Origin of the sequence: Streptomyces sp. NPDC007875 (genome assembly GCF_042868035.1) — a bacterium.
Taxonomy (GTDB): domain Bacteria; phylum Actinomycetota; class Actinomycetes; order Streptomycetales; family Streptomycetaceae; genus Streptomyces; species Streptomyces antimycoticus.
The window spans coordinates 66,758-82,722 of sequence record NZ_JBIADZ010000020.1; the positions used below are offsets into that span (position 1 = coordinate 66,758).

At 69.2% G+C, this 15,965-nt stretch carries 12 protein-coding genes and 1 pseudogene; 5 read left to right on the forward strand and 8 right to left on the reverse strand.

Features of this window, described 5'->3' with window-relative positions; all coding sequences use genetic code 11:
- Positions 1–6: 6 nt before the first annotated feature.
- The 4 genes and pseudogenes from ACFYOY_RS33375 to ACFYOY_RS33390 form a co-directional block, all read right to left on the reverse strand.
- Positions 7–330: a putative quinol monooxygenase gene (locus ACFYOY_RS33375; RefSeq protein WP_351901229.1), complete on the reverse strand. Its 324-nt coding sequence runs from the start codon at positions 328–330 to the stop codon at positions 7–9.
- Positions 331–386: 56 nt separating this feature from the next.
- A complete protein-coding gene (locus ACFYOY_RS33380) occupies positions 387–1,211 on the reverse strand; it encodes an alpha/beta hydrolase (RefSeq protein ID WP_351901228.1) in 825 nt (274 codons plus the stop codon).
- Between the two features lie 157 nt (positions 1,212–1,368).
- Complete coding sequence (locus ACFYOY_RS33385) at positions 1,369–4,122, reverse strand: ATP-binding protein (protein ID WP_388591215.1); 2,754 nt, start codon at positions 4,120–4,122, stop codon at positions 1,369–1,371.
- A 685-nt stretch (positions 4,123–4,807) separates the two neighbouring features.
- Positions 4,808–5,426 (reverse strand): annotated as a pseudogene (locus tag ACFYOY_RS33390) (low temperature requirement protein A); the annotation flags it as partial.
- A 279-nt stretch (positions 5,427–5,705) separates the two neighbouring features.
- On the opposite strand from ACFYOY_RS33390, the gene ACFYOY_RS33395 reads away from it, so the two are divergent.
- Positions 5,706–6,248 carry an SDR family NAD(P)-dependent oxidoreductase gene (locus ACFYOY_RS33395; protein WP_388591217.1) on the forward strand — a complete coding sequence of 181 codons (543 nt, stop codon included), beginning with the start codon at positions 5,706–5,708 and terminating at the stop codon, positions 6,246–6,248.
- A 410-nt stretch (positions 6,249–6,658) separates the two neighbouring features.
- Here the strand turns inward: ACFYOY_RS33395 and ACFYOY_RS33400 are convergent, their stop codons facing one another.
- From ACFYOY_RS33400 to ACFYOY_RS33415, 4 genes are all read right to left on the reverse strand, one after another.
- Complete coding sequence (locus ACFYOY_RS33400) at positions 6,659–8,323, reverse strand: FAD-dependent monooxygenase (RefSeq protein WP_351901220.1); 1,665 nt, start codon at positions 8,321–8,323, stop codon at positions 6,659–6,661.
- Complete coding sequence (locus tag ACFYOY_RS33405; RefSeq protein ID WP_351901218.1) at positions 8,323–9,189, reverse strand: amidohydrolase family protein; 867 nt, start codon at positions 9,187–9,189, stop codon at positions 8,323–8,325. The genes ACFYOY_RS33400 and ACFYOY_RS33405 overlap by 1 nt, the downstream gene beginning before the upstream one ends.
- Positions 9,186–10,457, reverse strand: a complete 1,272-nt coding sequence (locus ACFYOY_RS33410) for an MFS transporter (protein ID WP_388591219.1) — start codon at positions 10,455–10,457, stop codon at positions 9,186–9,188. The genes ACFYOY_RS33405 and ACFYOY_RS33410 overlap by 4 nt, the downstream gene beginning before the upstream one ends.
- 154 nt (positions 10,458–10,611) lie before the next feature.
- Entirely contained in the window at positions 10,612–11,553 is a 942-nt protein-coding gene (locus ACFYOY_RS33415; protein WP_351901214.1) for a LysR family transcriptional regulator, read from the reverse strand.
- Between the two features lie 97 nt (positions 11,554–11,650).
- On the opposite strand from ACFYOY_RS33415, the gene ACFYOY_RS33420 reads away from it, so the two are divergent.
- The 4 genes from ACFYOY_RS33420 to ACFYOY_RS33435 are packed head-to-tail and all read left to right on the forward strand — an operon-like array spanning position 11,651 to position 15,965.
- A complete protein-coding gene (locus tag ACFYOY_RS33420; RefSeq protein WP_351901212.1) occupies positions 11,651–12,595 on the forward strand; it encodes a 3-carboxyethylcatechol 2,3-dioxygenase in 945 nt (314 codons plus the stop codon).
- Positions 12,592–13,491, forward strand: coding sequence for an alpha/beta fold hydrolase (locus tag ACFYOY_RS33425; RefSeq protein WP_388591222.1), 900 nt, complete (start codon positions 12,592–12,594; stop codon positions 13,489–13,491). Before ACFYOY_RS33420 ends, ACFYOY_RS33425 begins: the two co-directional genes overlap by 4 nt.
- Positions 13,488–14,972 (forward strand): aldehyde dehydrogenase family protein, encoded by a 1,485-nt coding sequence (locus ACFYOY_RS33430; RefSeq protein WP_351901208.1) that lies wholly within the window; start codon positions 13,488–13,490, stop codon positions 14,970–14,972. Before ACFYOY_RS33425 ends, ACFYOY_RS33430 begins: the two co-directional genes overlap by 4 nt.
- 33 nt (positions 14,973–15,005) lie before the next feature.
- Entirely contained in the window at positions 15,006–15,965 is a 960-nt protein-coding gene (locus tag ACFYOY_RS33435) for a 3-hydroxyacyl-CoA dehydrogenase NAD-binding domain-containing protein (RefSeq protein ID WP_351901206.1), read from the forward strand.

The window sequence follows — 15,965 nt, forward strand, 5'->3', positions numbered from 1 at the left end:
TTTCACCTAGTGGGCGGGACGGAACGGACGCAGCAGACGGATGCCGTCCTCGATGGATCCGTCGATCAGTTCGAGCATCTGTGGGACGAGTTCCTGCATCCGGGGCGCGGCGAGGTGGGAGTCGAGGTGGGCGTGTGTTTCCCAGCGTTCGTAGATGACGAACGAGCCGGGCCGCCCCTCAACTTCGTGGGCCTCGTAGTCGATGTTGCCCGGGTCGTTGCGGGAGGGGGTGACGGCTGCGGTGATGAACGCTTTGAGGTCGGCCTCTCTGCCGGCCTTCGCCTTCGCGTCCCAGATGACGGTTACGTAGCCGTTCGATGTCGCGGTCATGTTGATCCCTGTTTCTCTTGTGTGCTGAGGAGCTGACTGCCGGTACGAAGCCGGCGTCAGCGGTTGATGAAGTCGAGGAGGTCGGCGTTGATGAGGTCGGCGTTTACGGTGCCCATGCCGTGCGACAGGCCTGGGTAGACCTTCAGCACCGCGTTCCCGACCAGCGTGGCGGTCAGCTCGGCGGATTCGGCGACCGGAACGATCTGATCGTCGTCGCCGTGCATGATGAACGTGGGCACGTCAATCGCTTGGAGGTCGTCGGTGAAGTCGGTCTCCGAGAATGCTTTGATCCCCTCGTAGTGCGCCTTCGTACTGCCGGCCATCCCCTGGCGCCACCAGTTCCAGATGACGCCCTGGGAGACGTCCGCGCCCGGACGGTTGAACCCGTAGAACGGGCCGGAGGCGATGTCGAAGTAGTACTGGGAGCGGTCGGTGGCCACGCCCTCGCGGAAGCCGTCGAAGACCTCGAGCGGCAGCCCTCCGGGGCTCGACTCCGTTTGGGCCATGAGCGGCGTGACGGCCCCGATGAGGACAGCCTTGGCGACCCGTCCTGCACCGTATCTGGCGACGTACCGGGCGACCTCTCCGCCGCCGGCGCAGTGGCCGACGTGAACGACGTCGTGCAGGTCGAGGTGGGTTACCACCGTCGCGGCGTCGGCCGCGTAGTGGTCCATGTCGTGTCCGTGCCCTACCTGGGCGGAGCGCCCGTGCCCGCGGCGGTCGTGGGCGATGACCCGGTAGCCACGCTGGGCGAGGAACAGCAGCTGGGCATCCCAGTCGTCCGAGCTCAGCGGCCAGCCGTGGTGGAACATGACCGGCTGGCCCGAGCCCCAGTCTTTGTAGAAGATCTCGACTCCGTCGCCGCTGGTGACGAAGGGCATGGCCTGCTCCTCGTGGTCTCGCCCAGGTAGCGGGCGGATTCGCTGTCTCCACGAGAATGGCTCAGTCACCGCGCCGGCAGCCTCCGTCGGTTGACTGACATCCGGCCGACGGGTTGCCTACGTATGCCCAGCAGTACTGAGACCGGGCCGTCGGTGCTCAGGACCGGTCTGCCGGTGGCTCAGGGGTCCGCGCTTCGAGAGCATTGCGAAGCGCCGCACGCGAGGCGATTCCCAGCTTCGGGAACACCCGGTAGAGGTGGGACGACACGGTCCGCGGTGAAAGGAACAGACGCGACGCGATCTGCGGGTTCGACAACCCTGTCGCCGCCAGCCTGGCGACCTCGAGCTCCTGCGGGGTGAGAGCCGTGCCGACTTTGCCCCGGGCCGTGCGCGTCATGCCGGTGGCGCGGAGTTCCGCCGAGGCCCGGGCCTTCCAAGTAGGGGCCACGAGCTCCTCGAAGCGGCTGAGGGCGGCAGCCAGCTGTACCCGGGCTTCGCGGTTGAGCCCTCGGCGGCGCAGCCTCTCGCCGTATGCCAGGTGGGCCCGGCCGACCTCGAAGGGCCACTGTTCGATACCCGGCAGTGCGAGCGCCTCCTCGAAGTGTTGAGCCATGGTCTCGGGCGTCGACGTCATCGCCGTGACCGTGGCCACACTCAGCGCATACCGCGAGGACAGACGATCGACGCCGGCGCGACGCATCGCGTGCGCATGCCGTCGTGCTTCCGCGTGCCGCCCGGAGCGCATGGCCGCCTCGACGAGGTCCGGTGCGGACCACAGCGCTTCGGGATTGAAGGGCGATAGCACACCGGGTTCGCAGATCGCCGTGGCGTGCCGGTAGGCCGTCTCGAAGTCGGCGTCGCCGAGCGCGGCCCGAGCCGCCGCCTGATGGGCGCAGTTCTCCATCCGCCGAAGGCCTCTGGGCCCCGACCAGCCCCAGATGTTCTCGCAGTGGTCACGGCATGCGTCCAGTTCGCCGCGCTGTGCCGCGGTCATCGCGGCGATGTAGTGTCCCACCTGGGCAAAGAGGGGATACCGCATCTCCTGGCACAGCGCGATGAGCTCGGCCGCGGCGTCGGCAGACGCCTGCCACCGGCCGACGTACAGGTCGTCCAGGGCGATATACATCAGACCCGGCATGCTGGCTCCCACCGCGCCGCCGTCGCGTATGAACCGGGAGACGGCCTCTCGGCAGCTCGGGAGCCGATCGAGGTACGAGGCGGTCAGGGCGGTGTGTATGACCACATCGCTGTCGGTCTGCGCCCTCAGCTGCGAGATCTCCTTATCAAGGCGGCGCAGCAGGCGGTCGCTGACAGAACCGGGATCGTAGTGAATGCGCGCCAGTGACGCCGCCGCGGCGGGCGGCGCTTCGGGAAGCTGGGCGAGCACGTCGACCAGGGACTGCCAATGCTCCTGCCGACCCGAGTACTGACAGGCGAGGGTGAGGGTGAACAGCGCGGTCTCCCACTCGTCGTACGGTGGGCCGGACGGGAGCGGTGCGTACTCGAACGCCTTGATCAGCAGTGCATGCGCCGTGTCGGCGTCACCTTCCGTGACGAGCACCAGGAAGCCGACGGCCGCGGCTCCCGAAAGCGATGGGGTCGCTTGGTCGCCGTGTACTTCGCGCAGGATCTCATGCGAGACCTCCAGGTGGCCTGCGACCCAAGCGGCAACGTAGGCGGCCTGCGACAGGCGGCGCCTGCGGGCCGCCTGATCAGAGCTGACCTCGGCCGCGCGCCGCAGTCTCGCGACCGCGCCGTCGGCGTCGCCACGCCTCAGACTGCTCCGGGCCGCCGACTCGATGACGGTGGCGACCGCCTCGTCGGGCACCGTCACAGCCCTGGCAAGGTGATCACCCCGGCGTTCCGGTTGATCGACCAGCGCGTCTGCCAACCGGCGGTGGGCGCTGCGCCGCTGCTCGCCGGTGGAGCCGTCGACCACCGCGGACCTGACCAACGGATGCCTGAAGCGAACGGCGAGGCCGTTCTCCGCGACCTTGACCAGGTGGTCGCGCTCCGCGGGAGCAAGCCGGTCGAGCCCGTCCGGTCCGCCGGCCGCCTCGAGGACGCGGATGTCGCCGGAGCCCTCAAGGGCCGCGAGCAGCAGCAGCTCACGCGTGTCCTGTGGCAGCCGTTCGACGCGGGCGCCGTACAGAGCGCGGACGTCGCGTCCTGGGCCGCTCCCCCACCCCGCCCCTTTGCCATTACCGGAGACACTGGCGGTCCCGGCGAACTCCAGCAGAGCCAGGGGGTTTCCCTGTGCGTCTTGTGCGACGGTCGAAAGGATGCGACGAGGGAGATGTACGAAACGGCGGGACAGCAGACGCAGTGCGTCCGCGTCGTTGAGCGGCGCGATCTCCAGCTCTGCCAGTCCGGTGACCCGGAAGGGTACGCCGGACTCCGCCCGCTGGGCTCCGAGCAGCCCGATGCGGCGACCGCCCAGTCTTCTGGCGACGAAACCCACCGCAGACCGGCTCGCCTCATCGAGGACATGGAGATCGTCGACCACCAGTAGCAACGGTTGTTCCTTCGCGACCTCGCCGAACAGCGACAGCACCGCGTTCAGGACGGCGATCCGGCTTGGCGCGGGACCTACGCCGAGACCGAGTGCCACCTCGATGGCCTGTCTCATGGAATGCGGCATACGGCCTAGTTCGCGCGACAGCGACGTGACGAGCTGGTGGAGCCCCGCGAAGCTGATGTCCGTCTCGTACTCGGCGCCGCTCCCGCGGATGACCCTGGTGCCCTTGACCATGGCCAGCTCGGCTGCCGCGTCCAGGAGAGCTGTCTTGCCCACCCCAGGATCGCCGGTGAGCAGGAGGGCGGCTCCGTCCGACGCGACGGCGTCCAGGAACGTCGCGAGTTCGCCCAACTCGCGGTTCCGGCCGACTAGTCCGGTCAGGTCGAAGCCCACACCCGTCACTGTTTCCGCCCGTCCCGCATCCGCTGCTCCCCCTCGCCCCTCCGCGCTGGTCAAACGCGCGCCGCGCATTTGACCAGCAACTCTCTCACTGTCCGACAGGACGTGCCAAAAGGGTACTGCCGCCAGCGACAGGGCTCTCGGGCCGTTACCGAGGGTTGGGTCGCCTTGCGGGCCGGCGAGTCGGCGGAGCATGGATGGTCGTGTCCGCATCACCGGCGGGTGCCGAGAGAGTCCTGTGGCGGCTGCCGAGGGGGCCAAGCGGATATGTCAGCCGTGGCCAGCGGCGAGTCCGCTGCCGTGGCCTCGATACCGCTACGATCTGGTTCTTTCGCCTCCCTGCCGAGGGGCCGACTGAGCTTCGGCCGCGGTCATGCGCGCTCGCGCAGGTGGTCCGCGACGGATCCTGGCGATTGTCGAGTGGGCGATGGGGATCGTGCAATCTGTGGGTCCCGGGGCCACGTGACGCCCCCGCGGGGCCGGCGTGGTCGATACGGCGGTCGCTGAGGTCGGTGCAGGTTCCACCGATGCGGCTCGGGGACGCTGTGTGGCCGGTGGCGCCTGGGGCGCCGGCGCGAGGTAGACGGCAGGAAAACGGCGCGCGGACCGGCTCGGTGCTCATGCCTGCGCAGGACGTCATGGGATCAGTCTCGCCCGGCCCGCGGTGCCGAGGGTCCCCTCACAGAACTGGCGTCGTGACGCTCTCCTCGCCCGTCCCGCGCTCCCGGCCCGCCCCGAGCGCCGTCAGCGTCACCCCGGCCGCCACCGCCAGCGCCGCCACCAGCCCCGCCGCGAGCACCGCCCAGTGACCCAGGAACGTGCAGACGATCACCAGCAGCGCCGTGGCCGGCAGCACCGACTGCTGGGCGATGCCCACCTTGTAGAAGCGGGAGTGCAGCGCCCACACCGTGAGCAGGAACAGCGCCGTCGGCAGCGTCACCGCCGCCGACGCGGCAGCGCCGAGAGGTGCGCCTTGCCCACCGCCTGCTCCACCGCCACCTCCAGGCCCACCCCGATCGCGGCCCCGAGGCGAAGATCAGGTAGTGGCCGTAGCCCCAGAGGAAGGACTGCCGGTTGGAGCGCAGGTGCCCGTGGATGGGGACCGCGAAGTACACCCACCAGGCGGCGAAGATGATCAGCAGTCCGCCCGCGGCGATGGGCAGCAACTCGCCCAGGGCGTCGTGCTCGTCGATGCCCGACTTCACGGCGCCGGTCGCCGCCGCGATGGTCTCGCCGAGCACGATGATCGTGAACAGCCCGTACCGTTCGGCGATGTGGTGCGGGTGCCAGGACGTGGGGCGGACTCCTGCTTGGCTCGGACGCCTCGCTGGTGTCCGCGCTCGACTGGACCGGCTGCACGGTGAGATCGATGCCAACGAGACACTGACACAAGCGTGGACCTGGAGCAGGCATGAACAGCGGCAGCGAGACCGTGGGTGAGAACGCCGCTGGTCCCAAGAAGGCGTTCGTGGTGATCGGTGCCGGCCCCGGGCTGGGCGCCGCGGCGGCGCGCCGATTCGGCCACAAAGGGCATCCGGTCGGGCTGATCGCACGCGACGCCGGGCGCCTGGAACGAGATGGCGGCCGACCCGGCCTCCAAGCTCCCGGCAACGTTTGCAGCCCCGGCCACCGCGACCGCGGACGTGACCGACGCTGATGCGCTGGCCGCCGCGCTCGGCACGCTGCGCGAGCGGCTCGGGCCCATCGAAGTGGTGCTGTTCAGCCCCCGACCGAGTCTGGAGTGGCTCAAACCAGTACTGGACACCGGGCCGCAGGACGTCGCTAACGCGCTGGCCCTCAGCGTCGTCGCCGCCACGGCGGCGATGCAGACGGTGGTCGCGGACATGCGCGGTCGTGGCCGCGGCACGCTGTTGTACACCACCGGCGGCGCTGCCATTGAACCGCACCGCGATCGCGCGGTGTCCGGGAGGGCCTACACGGCCGAGTCGGCCTACGTTCGCATGCTCTACGACGCACTCGGCAACGAGGGGGTGTACGCCGCGCAGCTCACGGTGGTCGGACCCATCGGCCCAGGTGCCCGCCACGAACCGGACGCGGTTGCCGACGAACTGTGGCAGATGCACACCCGGCGCGACCAGCCGCTGTTCGTCCTGCGCTGACGAGGAGCGAACGCTGATGCCGGGCCGAGCGGCGTCGCTCGGCCCGGCATCAGCTTGACTTTGCCGAAGGTCATCGAGGTGAGCAGCTGACGGCGCATCGGAACATGCGACCAGGGGACGCCATGCTGTGAGTGCTCTCGCGCAGGCGAGGCGGGCCATTGCTGCCGGTGTGCACTCCGCCTGGGCGGCTGGGGACGAGGTGCATGGCAGCGGCGCGGGATCGGGTACGTCCCTGATAGAAAGGCGCGGCTGGAAGGCGCCGTCCACTTCACCCACGGCGAAGGTCCGCAGAGCTCAGACTGCCGCGGCGGAAATCGGCCCCGTGACAACCCGCCGCTCATGCAGTGGGGACATAGATACACAGAGGCCAGAACACGGATGGAGTTCGCGGCGCCCCAGCACACACTGGTTCAGGACGCGCTTGTCGAAAGATCGGCCATGGCCGAACCGAGGCCGGCGAGTTGCCGGAGCAAACCGATGGCATCGGCAGGAGGCACCACGCCGCTCCAGCCGATGAACAGGTCGGGACGGACAAGTACCAGCGACCGCGTGCCGGTTTCGTCGGCGATTTCCTCAACGCGCACCACCGAGAGCGGGATGCCGAGGTCGGAAGCGGCCCGGATGAAGGGTGCAGGGTCTCCCCCGGCACAGACCAGCGTGAAGTCCCTGCCGAGGAGATCGAACACCGAGCGCCCGCCGGGCAGCCAGGCATGCGGGAAGCGAGCGCCCGGAGCGAGGCTGGGCCGGTATGTGTCAATCCGAGTGATCGCATCGTCCGTCGCCCTCCCGTCTGTCGCTATTCCCGGCGAGTCCATGTAACGGGACCCGAACTGCACGCCCTGGCTGTGCCATTGCTGCCGGTCGATCTCCGCGATCAGCGAGCCGACCTCCGCGCGCAGCCGGGCGCCCTCGTCGTCGTCGATGTGCAGGACGGGATCGCGGGCGATGGACGCCATATCCCGGTCGATCTTCAGCGCCGCGCGCGAGGTGGCCTCCCCCACCGAGCGTCGTTCCACCTCGTACGCCTCGAGAAGGTCGGGCCCGCCCCAGCCGCACTCGAGCGCCGCGAGGCGCCAGCCCAGCCCGACGGCGTCGGCGATGCCGGTGTTCATACCGAAGCCGCCCAGCGGAAGCCAGAGGTGCGCGGCGTCGCCGGCCAGCATGATCCGTCCATCGATGAACCGGTCCGCCACGAGCCGGCGCGGGGTCCACCGCACGACCTGAATCTTCTCGAGTTCCATGTCCCGGCCGAGCGCGGCGCGCAGCACCTCGTCCTCGTCGAGGTCCTCCGGCGCGGTGCCTTCGGGTACGCGTGCGTGGCACAGGAACAGGCCCTGACCGTCGAGCTGCACGAACGAGCCCTTGAGGCGCTGCCCGTACCACCAGTACATCCAGCCGGGCCGCTCCGCCGACTCAAAATGGCGCGCGAGCTCGGCCGATCGGAAGTAGACCGAGAGCCGGTTTTCCGCGGCGCGGGAGTCTCCTTGCAGCCGGGCGCCGATCGCCTTGCGGGTGATGCTGGCGCCGCCGTCGCAGCCGACGACGTAATCGGCGGTCAGTACCTGCTCGGTACCTTCGGCCAGGACACGCACCTCGACCGTATCGCCACGCTGCACGACGCCGATGACCTCGTGCTCGCGGGCGATCTCGACCGAGGCGCAGCCGCGGACGTGCTCCTCCAGGATCGGCTCGAGGAAGATCTGCGAGATCCGGTGCTGAGGCTCCGGGGTGGGCCATTCGTCGAGTTCGGGCGCGGTGCGGTCCAGGATCTCGCGGGCCGAGGAGAACCGGAAGCGGGTGAGCTCCCAGCCCGTCAGGCTTGTGCAGTACACGACGTCCGTGGCGTGGCCCAGGGGCAGTCCGGCGCGGCGGATCCGGTCGGCGACGCCGAGTCGGCGGAAGTACTCCATGGACCGGGCGTTGGTCGTGTTGCAGCGGGGGTTGTCGGTGGTGGTGGCCTGCTTTTCCAGTACGAGTGTGTCGATGCCGCGGGCGCCGAGTTCTGCGGCGAGCGTCAGGCCGACCGGGCCCGCGCCGACGACGATGATGGCGCGGTGTCCGCTGGGGGTGGGCATCAGAGGTTCTCCTCGGGGGTTTCGAGTGCCCGCAGCGCCTTGTCCGCGGCGGGAAAGACCCGGCAGAACGTGCGCCAGAAGATGTTTTCGAGGTGTTCGGCGTCCATCTCGGACGCCAGCAACTCATGCATCACGGCGGGCACGTTGTAGCTGACGGGATCGGCGTACGAATCGGTGCCGAACATCAGCCGCTCGGATCCGAACCGGGCGACGAAGGCGTCGAGCGGACGCAGCAGCGGGAAACAGACCGCCGTGTCGAACAGAATGTTGTCGAAGCGGTCCGCCAGATCCATGACGTACTGGATCTGGGTGGACGCCGAGAATCCGTCAAGCGCGACGATCGTCGCTTCGGGATGGCTGCGGGCGAGGTCCGCGAACATCCACGGCGCCTCGAGATTGGACTCGGCGAACATGTGCACGTAGCAAGGCAGCCCGCGCGAGGCGGCCTCGTCGATCAGTTCGTGCATGCGCCGGTCGGAGACGGCGACACCCTGGTACCGGGTGTGCCAGACGACTCCGTCGAGCCCGAGCGGGCCGGCCATCCGGTCCAGTTCCTCACGGCACAGGGCGAGGCCGTGCAGTGGCTCCACGGTGCCGAGCGCGGCGAGGAAACGCGGCGAGCGATCCCGGTAGGCGGCGATCGCGTCGTTGACCTCCCGGGTGTTGACGATTCCGTACGGGCGCTCGTACTGCAGGCCCGGCAGCACCGCGCACGCCGTCATGCCGAAGCGGTCGAGCATGCTGTGGTGGGTGTCGACGGGGTCGCTCGAGGTCCGGGCCGCGTCCCGCTCCGGTGCGGCGCCGATGGAGAGTGAGCCGACGTGGTGGTGGGTGTCGACGATGTGCCTCACCGTGCGGCCGCTCACGCGAGGTCTCCGTGGCCGGCGGAGTTCGCGTGCCGGCGCAGGGCCAGGATGGACAGCAGGCTGATGGCTCCGAGGCCGGTCATATAGGCGGCGACGGACCAGCTCGCCTTGGTGGAGTCGAGCAGCGCGGCCGTGATCAGCGGTGCGAATCCGCCGCCGAAGACGGATCCGACCTGGTAGCCCAGCGATGCTCCGGAGTAGCGCACGTCCGTGCTGAACAGTTCTGAATAGAGCGCCACTTGGGGGCCGAACATCATCGAGTGGATGGTGAAGCAGATGAACAGCGCGACGAAGATCAGCCACAGGTTGGCGGTGTCGATCATCTCGAACATCGGCCAGCCCCAGACGGTGACGCCCACGGCGCCGATGATGAACAGTCGGGCCCGCCCCACACGGTCCGAGAGGTGCGCGAAGTACGGGAGGAAGAGCAGCGGCGACACGCAGGAGGCCAGGATCACGCCGAGCAGGGAGTCCCGCTCCAGGTGCAGCGAGGTGACGCCGTAGTTGAGGATGCCGGACACCACGATGAAGGCAACGGCGTTCGGCAGTACGAAGGCGCCGCCCGCGAGCAGGATGGTGCGCCAGTTCTCGCGCACTACCTTCATGAGGGGCGGCTGCTGCGCCTTGTTCGGCTCTGGACGCATCGCCTGCAGTTCCTTGAACTTGGGCGTGTCCTCCAGTGCGCGGTGAATGTAGAGCCCGATGCCGACCATGAGCAGTCCGGACAGGAACGGGATCCGCCATCCCCACGCCATCATCTGGTCGTCGGAGAAGACGAACGAGAGCACGAGGAACGCGCTGATCCCGCTCATCAGCCCCAGTTGCGAGCCGACCTGCACGAAGCTGCCGATGAATCCGCGCCGTCCCGGTGGTGCGCTCTCGGTGAGCAGCAGTGACGCGCCGCCCCACTGGCCGCCGAGCGCGAAGCCCTGCACGAGGCGCAGGAACACGAGCAGAACCGCGGCGCTCCAGCCGATGGTCGCCGTCGTGGGCAGCAGACCCAGCAGGAAGGTGGCCACGCCCATCAGCACCGTCGAGGCGACGAGTACCGGCTTGCGGCCGTAGCGGTCGCCGTAGTGGCCTGCCACCGCGCCGCCGACCGGGCGGGCGAAGAAGCCGACCGCGAAGGTCAAGAACGACGCCAAGGTGGCGGCGGCCTCACCGAGTTCCGAGAAGAACAGCGGGCCGAGGTAGAGGGCGGACGCGGCGGCGTAGACGAAGAAGTCGAAGTACTCGACAGCCTGGGCCAGTACGGCGGCGAAGACCAAGCGGTGCAACCTGAGGGGCGGGGCGGCCGCTGAGTCACCCGGCCGGGCGACAGTGGCCGGCGTAGAGGGTGTGAGGTCAGTCATAGGGCTGAAGGTAGGCTCGCCCCGGCGATAGCACTATGACAATTTTCCGCGCCATCCATGAGGAGGAAAGCTATAGGTGCTGGTCCAGTTGCTTGTGAATACCCTCCTTGAGCACGGCGATAAGCGTGGACTGGAAGGCAGTGAGCTTCTTGCCGCGGCGCTGTACGAGATAGAGCTTGTCGTGAAGTGTGTGCCCGTCGATACGTACCTCCCGAAGGAGCCCGGCCTCAAGCTCGCGGAGCACCGATTGCCGCCACAGGAGTGCCACACCGAGCCCTCCCCGCACGGCGACCTTCATGGACTCGGCGCTGCCCAGTTCCATTTCCACCCGTCGATCCCAGACACCGATCGAGGCCAGCGCAGAATCCTGGCTGCGGCGGATCGCCATGCCGGCCGGTGGGCAGATGAAAGAGAGCATGCCGAGTTCGTCGACCGACACCGAGCCACCGATCTCCTCGTCGTCAGGCGCCGTGACCAGACAGAAGGGTGGCTGGGCAATCAGCTCGGCCTCGAAGGAGTTGGCGTCGAGCACGGCATCCGTGGCGACGGCGGCGAAGTCGTGGCGGCCGTCGAGTGTGCGCTCCAGGGCGACCTCCACGGACGACTGGTGCAGGGAGATCGACGCGTGCGGGTGCTTTTGGCGGAAGTCCACCAGGATGTGCGGCAGCACGTAGTTGCCCACGGACATGCTCGACCCGATCGACGCCCGGCCGGCCACACCTCGGGAGATGTCACGCAGGCTTCGGTCGAGCTCGGTGCGTCCGCGCAGCACCTCGGTGGCCCACTGGTGCACTTCGACACCGGCTTCGGTCAGCTTCATGCCACGGCCGTCGCGCCGGAAGAGCTTGACCTTCAGGCGTTCCTCCAGTGAGCGCAGGTGGGCGCTGACCACAGGCTGGGAGACGAACAGGTCTTCTGCCGCGAGTCGAACGCCGCCCCGCTCCACGACGCTGCAGAACACCTCGAGCTTGTGCAGCGAGATCCTGTTGTCCGGTACCGACGACGAACTCATAGCGAAAACACTAAGTCCTGGTGCTGAATTTTCATATAGACCTATCTGATCGGCCGAGCGTAGCGTCGGATCATCCCCAAGGATGAGGAGGTCCGTAATGCCGCTGGCCCTCGTTACGGCGTCGCACTCGCCACTCATGCACACCGTCGAGCCGCGTGGCGACACTCGGGCCGCGGTCGACTCGGCATTCGCGCAGGCCCGTGCCTTCGCCGCGGACTTCCGGCCCGACCTGGTCGTCGTGGTCGCGCCGGACCACTACAACGGCATGTTCTACGACCTGATGCCGCCGTTCTGCGTGGGCACCGCGGCCGAGGCCGTCGGCGACTACGGAACCTGTTCGGGACCGCTCGACGTCGACCGGGACGCCGCGCGGCATGTCGTCCGGGAGGTCCTGGGGGCGGGCATCGATCTGGCCCTGTCCGAGCGCATGGTCGTCGACCACGGTTTCGCGCAGCCCCTGGAGCTGCTGTTCGGCGCGATCGATTCCGTTCCGGTGGTGCCCGTCTTCATCAATTCCGTGGCAGTGCCTTTCGGGCCCGTTCAGCGCACCCGTCTGCTCGGACAGGCGCTTGGTCGTGCCCTGCTCGCGCTCGATCGCCGGGTACTGCTGCTCGGTTCCGGCGGTCTGTCCCACGATCCGCCACTACCCACCCTGGAAGGCGCGCCGCCCGAGGTCGCCGCGCGGCTGATCGCAGGCCGTCGGCCGACGCCCGAGGAGCGGGCCGCGCGCGAAAAACGGGTCCGTGACGCGGGACTGGCCGTCGCGGCCGGCGAACCGGCACCGCGGCTGAACCCGGACTGGGACCGCGCGTTCTTGGATCTGCTGGCCGACGGGCGACTCGCCGCCACCGACACCTGGACCAACGGCTGGATCACCTCCGAGGCGGGCAATTCCGCCCACGAGGTCCGCACCTGGCTGACCTGCTACGCGGCGTTGGCCGCAGCCGGCCCCTACACCGTGCGTAGCAGCTTCTACCGCCCGATCCCGGAGTGGATCGCCGGCTTCGGCATCACCACCGCACAGCCTCGGAGGAATCTGTGACCGTCCCCGTACCTGCACCTGTCACCGAAGAGCCGAGCATCTGGACCGCCCTGCTCGGGCAGGACCTGGCGATCCGGCACGTACAGGTCGGCGAATGGAACACCCGCGTGCTGGAGGCGGGCTCGGGACCACAGACCGTGGTCCTGCTCCATGGAGTCGGCGGACATCTGGAGGCCTACGCCCGCAACATTCCCGCCCTCGCCGCGCGGTACCGCGTCATCGCCTACGACTATCCGGGCCACGGGCTGACCACCCCGACGACCCGGCCGCTCGAATTGCCGGACTACGTCGCCCACCTCATGGGTCTCCTTGACGCACTCAGTGTGCAACAGGCGCATCTGAACGGGGAGTCCCTCGGCGGCTGGATCGCAGTGAAGGCCGCGCACGCGCACCCCGAGCGGGTGAGCCGAATCGTGCTGAACACCCCCGGCGGTGCGCTCTCCGACCCGGCTGTCCGCGAGCGGATCCGCACCCTGTCCCAGGGCGCAGCCGACGACCCCAGCGACGAGCGCATCCGCGCCCGCGTGAGCTGGCTGATGGCCGACCCGGAGAGCGTCACCCAGGAACTGGTCGACGTCCGGCGGACCCTGTACGCGCAGCCGCCGTTCGCCGAGTCAATGCGCCACATCATGTGTCTGCAGGACGGAGACGTCCGGGCGCGCAACATGATCACCGACGAGGAGCTGGCCGCCATCACCCAGCCCGCCCTCGTCGTCTGGACCAGCGACGACCCCTCGGGACCCGCCGCCGTCGGCCTGCGTATGGCGGAAAGGCTCCCGAACGGGCGTTTCGAGCTGGTCAAGGGCGCGGGCCACTGGCCCCAGTGGGAGCGGCACCGCCGGTTCAACGAACTTGTCCTGGACTTTCTCGGCCAGCGAGAGGATGTACTGCTGTGACCTCGACCCTGCCCCGGAAAGGCCACCCCCGGGAAGACGCCGGCGCCCTGCCCGTCACCAATCCCCGCACCGGACGCGTCGACCACCACATCCACCCGCCCGAGCCGGCCGAGCTGGCCCGCGTGTGCGCCGGCCTCCGTGCGGCTCAGCCGGCCTGGTCCGCGGCCGGGATCGGCCACCGCGTGGCGGTGCTGCGGCGCTGGGCGGACGCTGTCGAGACGCATGCCGACGCGATCGGGGACGCGGAGACGGTCGACACCGGCCGCAGCCGCGTCTCCCACGAAGTGCCGCACATGGTCGCGGCCTCGATCCGCGGCTGGTGCGACAACGCCCCCTTCATTCTGGAGAACGCCCGGCTGCACGGCGTCTCCAGTACGACCGGCACGGTGAGCTACGACACCGAACTGGACCCGTACCCCCTGCTCGGTGTGATTAGCCCGTGGAACCACCCGTTCCTGCTGGCGACGCTGGACACGGTGCCCGCGCTGCTCGCGGGCTGCGCCGTGATCGTCAAACCGAGCGAGGTGACCCCCCGTTTCGTCGAGCCGGTCGCCGCTGCCATCGCCGAGGTGCCCGAACTGGACGCCGTACTGAGCTTCGTCACCGGCGGCCCGCAGACGGGCCGGGCGATGGTCGACGAGGTGGACGCGCTGTGCTTCACCGGCAGCGTCCCCACCGGCCGGGCGCTGGCAGAGACATGTGCCCGCCGCTTCATCCCGGCCTTCCTCGAACTGGGCGGCAAGGACGCGGCGATCGTCACCGCCTCGGCCGACCTGCGGCAGGCCGCCGCCGCGGTCCTCAAAGGGGCGGTACACAACGCGGGACAGGTGTGCTTCGCGACCGAGCGGGTGTACGTCGACCGCACCGTGCACGACCCGTTCATCGAGGAGCTGACCGCCCAGGCCCTGCGCCTGGAACTGAACCATCCGGACATCGAACGCGGCCACATCGGCCCCTTCATCCTCGGCCGACAGGCCGACACCGTCGATGATCACCTCGCCGACGCGCTGGCCCAAGGCGCCGTCCTGCGCTGCGGCGGCCCCAGCCAGACGCTGGACGGCGGCCGCTACATGCACGCCACCGTGCTGACCGGCGTCGACCACAAGATGAAGATCATGCGTGAGGAGACGTTCGGACCGGTCGTCCCCGTGCATGCCTACGACGACGTCGACGAGGCGGTCCGGCTCGCCAACGACAGCGAGTACGGCCTGTCCGCCGCGGTGATCGCCGGCGACGAGGAGGAGGCCCGGGCGATCGGGCGGCGCATCGACGCCGGTGCGGTGAGCCTGATGGACACCTCCCTGACCATCACCATCATGCGTGACGTCGAGAAGACCTCCTACAACTCCTCCGGGCTGGGTGGCTCCCGCATGGGCCCCAATGGCATGCTCCGCTTCCTGCGCCGCAAGGCTCTGCTCACCCGCTCCGGTCCGGTGCCCGACATGGAGTCGCTGCGCGAGGACGCGGCTCCCGGACGCTGACCGGCAATGACACGCACGACAAGGAGGTCGGGCATGCCCCAGGACAGAAGTGACGCGCCGATCGGTCTGGTCGGCGCGGGGACGATCGGCGGCGGATGGGCCGCCACGTATCTCGCCCGGCGCCGTCCGGTGCTGGTGGTGGACCCGGCACCCGGTGCGTCCGGGAGGCTGACCGCGTACCTCGAGAGGGTGTGGTCCCAGGTCCGCCGCACCGTTCCCGACGCACCCGCAACGCCGCCCCTCGACCTGCTCCGGCTGGTCCCGTTCGACGGGCTCGCCGCCGCGGCCCTCGTGCACGAGAACGTCCCCGAATCCGTCGCAGCCAAGCAGGACGCCTACCGGAGCATCGAGGCCGAGGTGACGCCCGAGATCCCCGTTCTGTCGAGCAGCGGCGGGCTGATGCCCACCGAACTGCAGGCCTCCATGGCCCACCCCGAGCGCCTGGTCATCGCCCATCCGCAGAGCCCCGTCTACGCGCTCCCGCTCGTGGAGGTCCTGGCTGGCCGGGCGACCTCGCCCGACGTCGTGAGCGTGGTGCTCACCCAACTGATCGGCCTGGGCAAGCGCCCGGTGCTGCTGCACCGCGAGATCCCCGGCTATCTGACCAACCGGCTGACCTTCGCGATGCTGCGGGAGGTGGCGCACCTGCTCGCCGAGGGCGTCGTGGACGCACGCGGCATCGAGGACGCCGTGGTGCACGGCATCACACCGCGTCTGCTGATCGGCGGCCCGCTCGCCTCGCTGGCGCTGGCCGGCGGCCCCGACGGGATGCGCGGCGCGATGCGCTCGTTCGCACAGACCATCGAGGAATGGTGGTCCGACCTGGGCACGCCTCACCTTGACGAGGACGTCCGGGCCCAGCTGATCGCCGCCGCCGACGAGGTACTCGGCAACCGGCCGATCGGCGACGTCCTGACCGCCCGGGACGCAGCCGCCGTCGACGTACTGGCGCTGCTGCAGCACTCCCAGGGCCGCCACACGGACCCGTCGTGA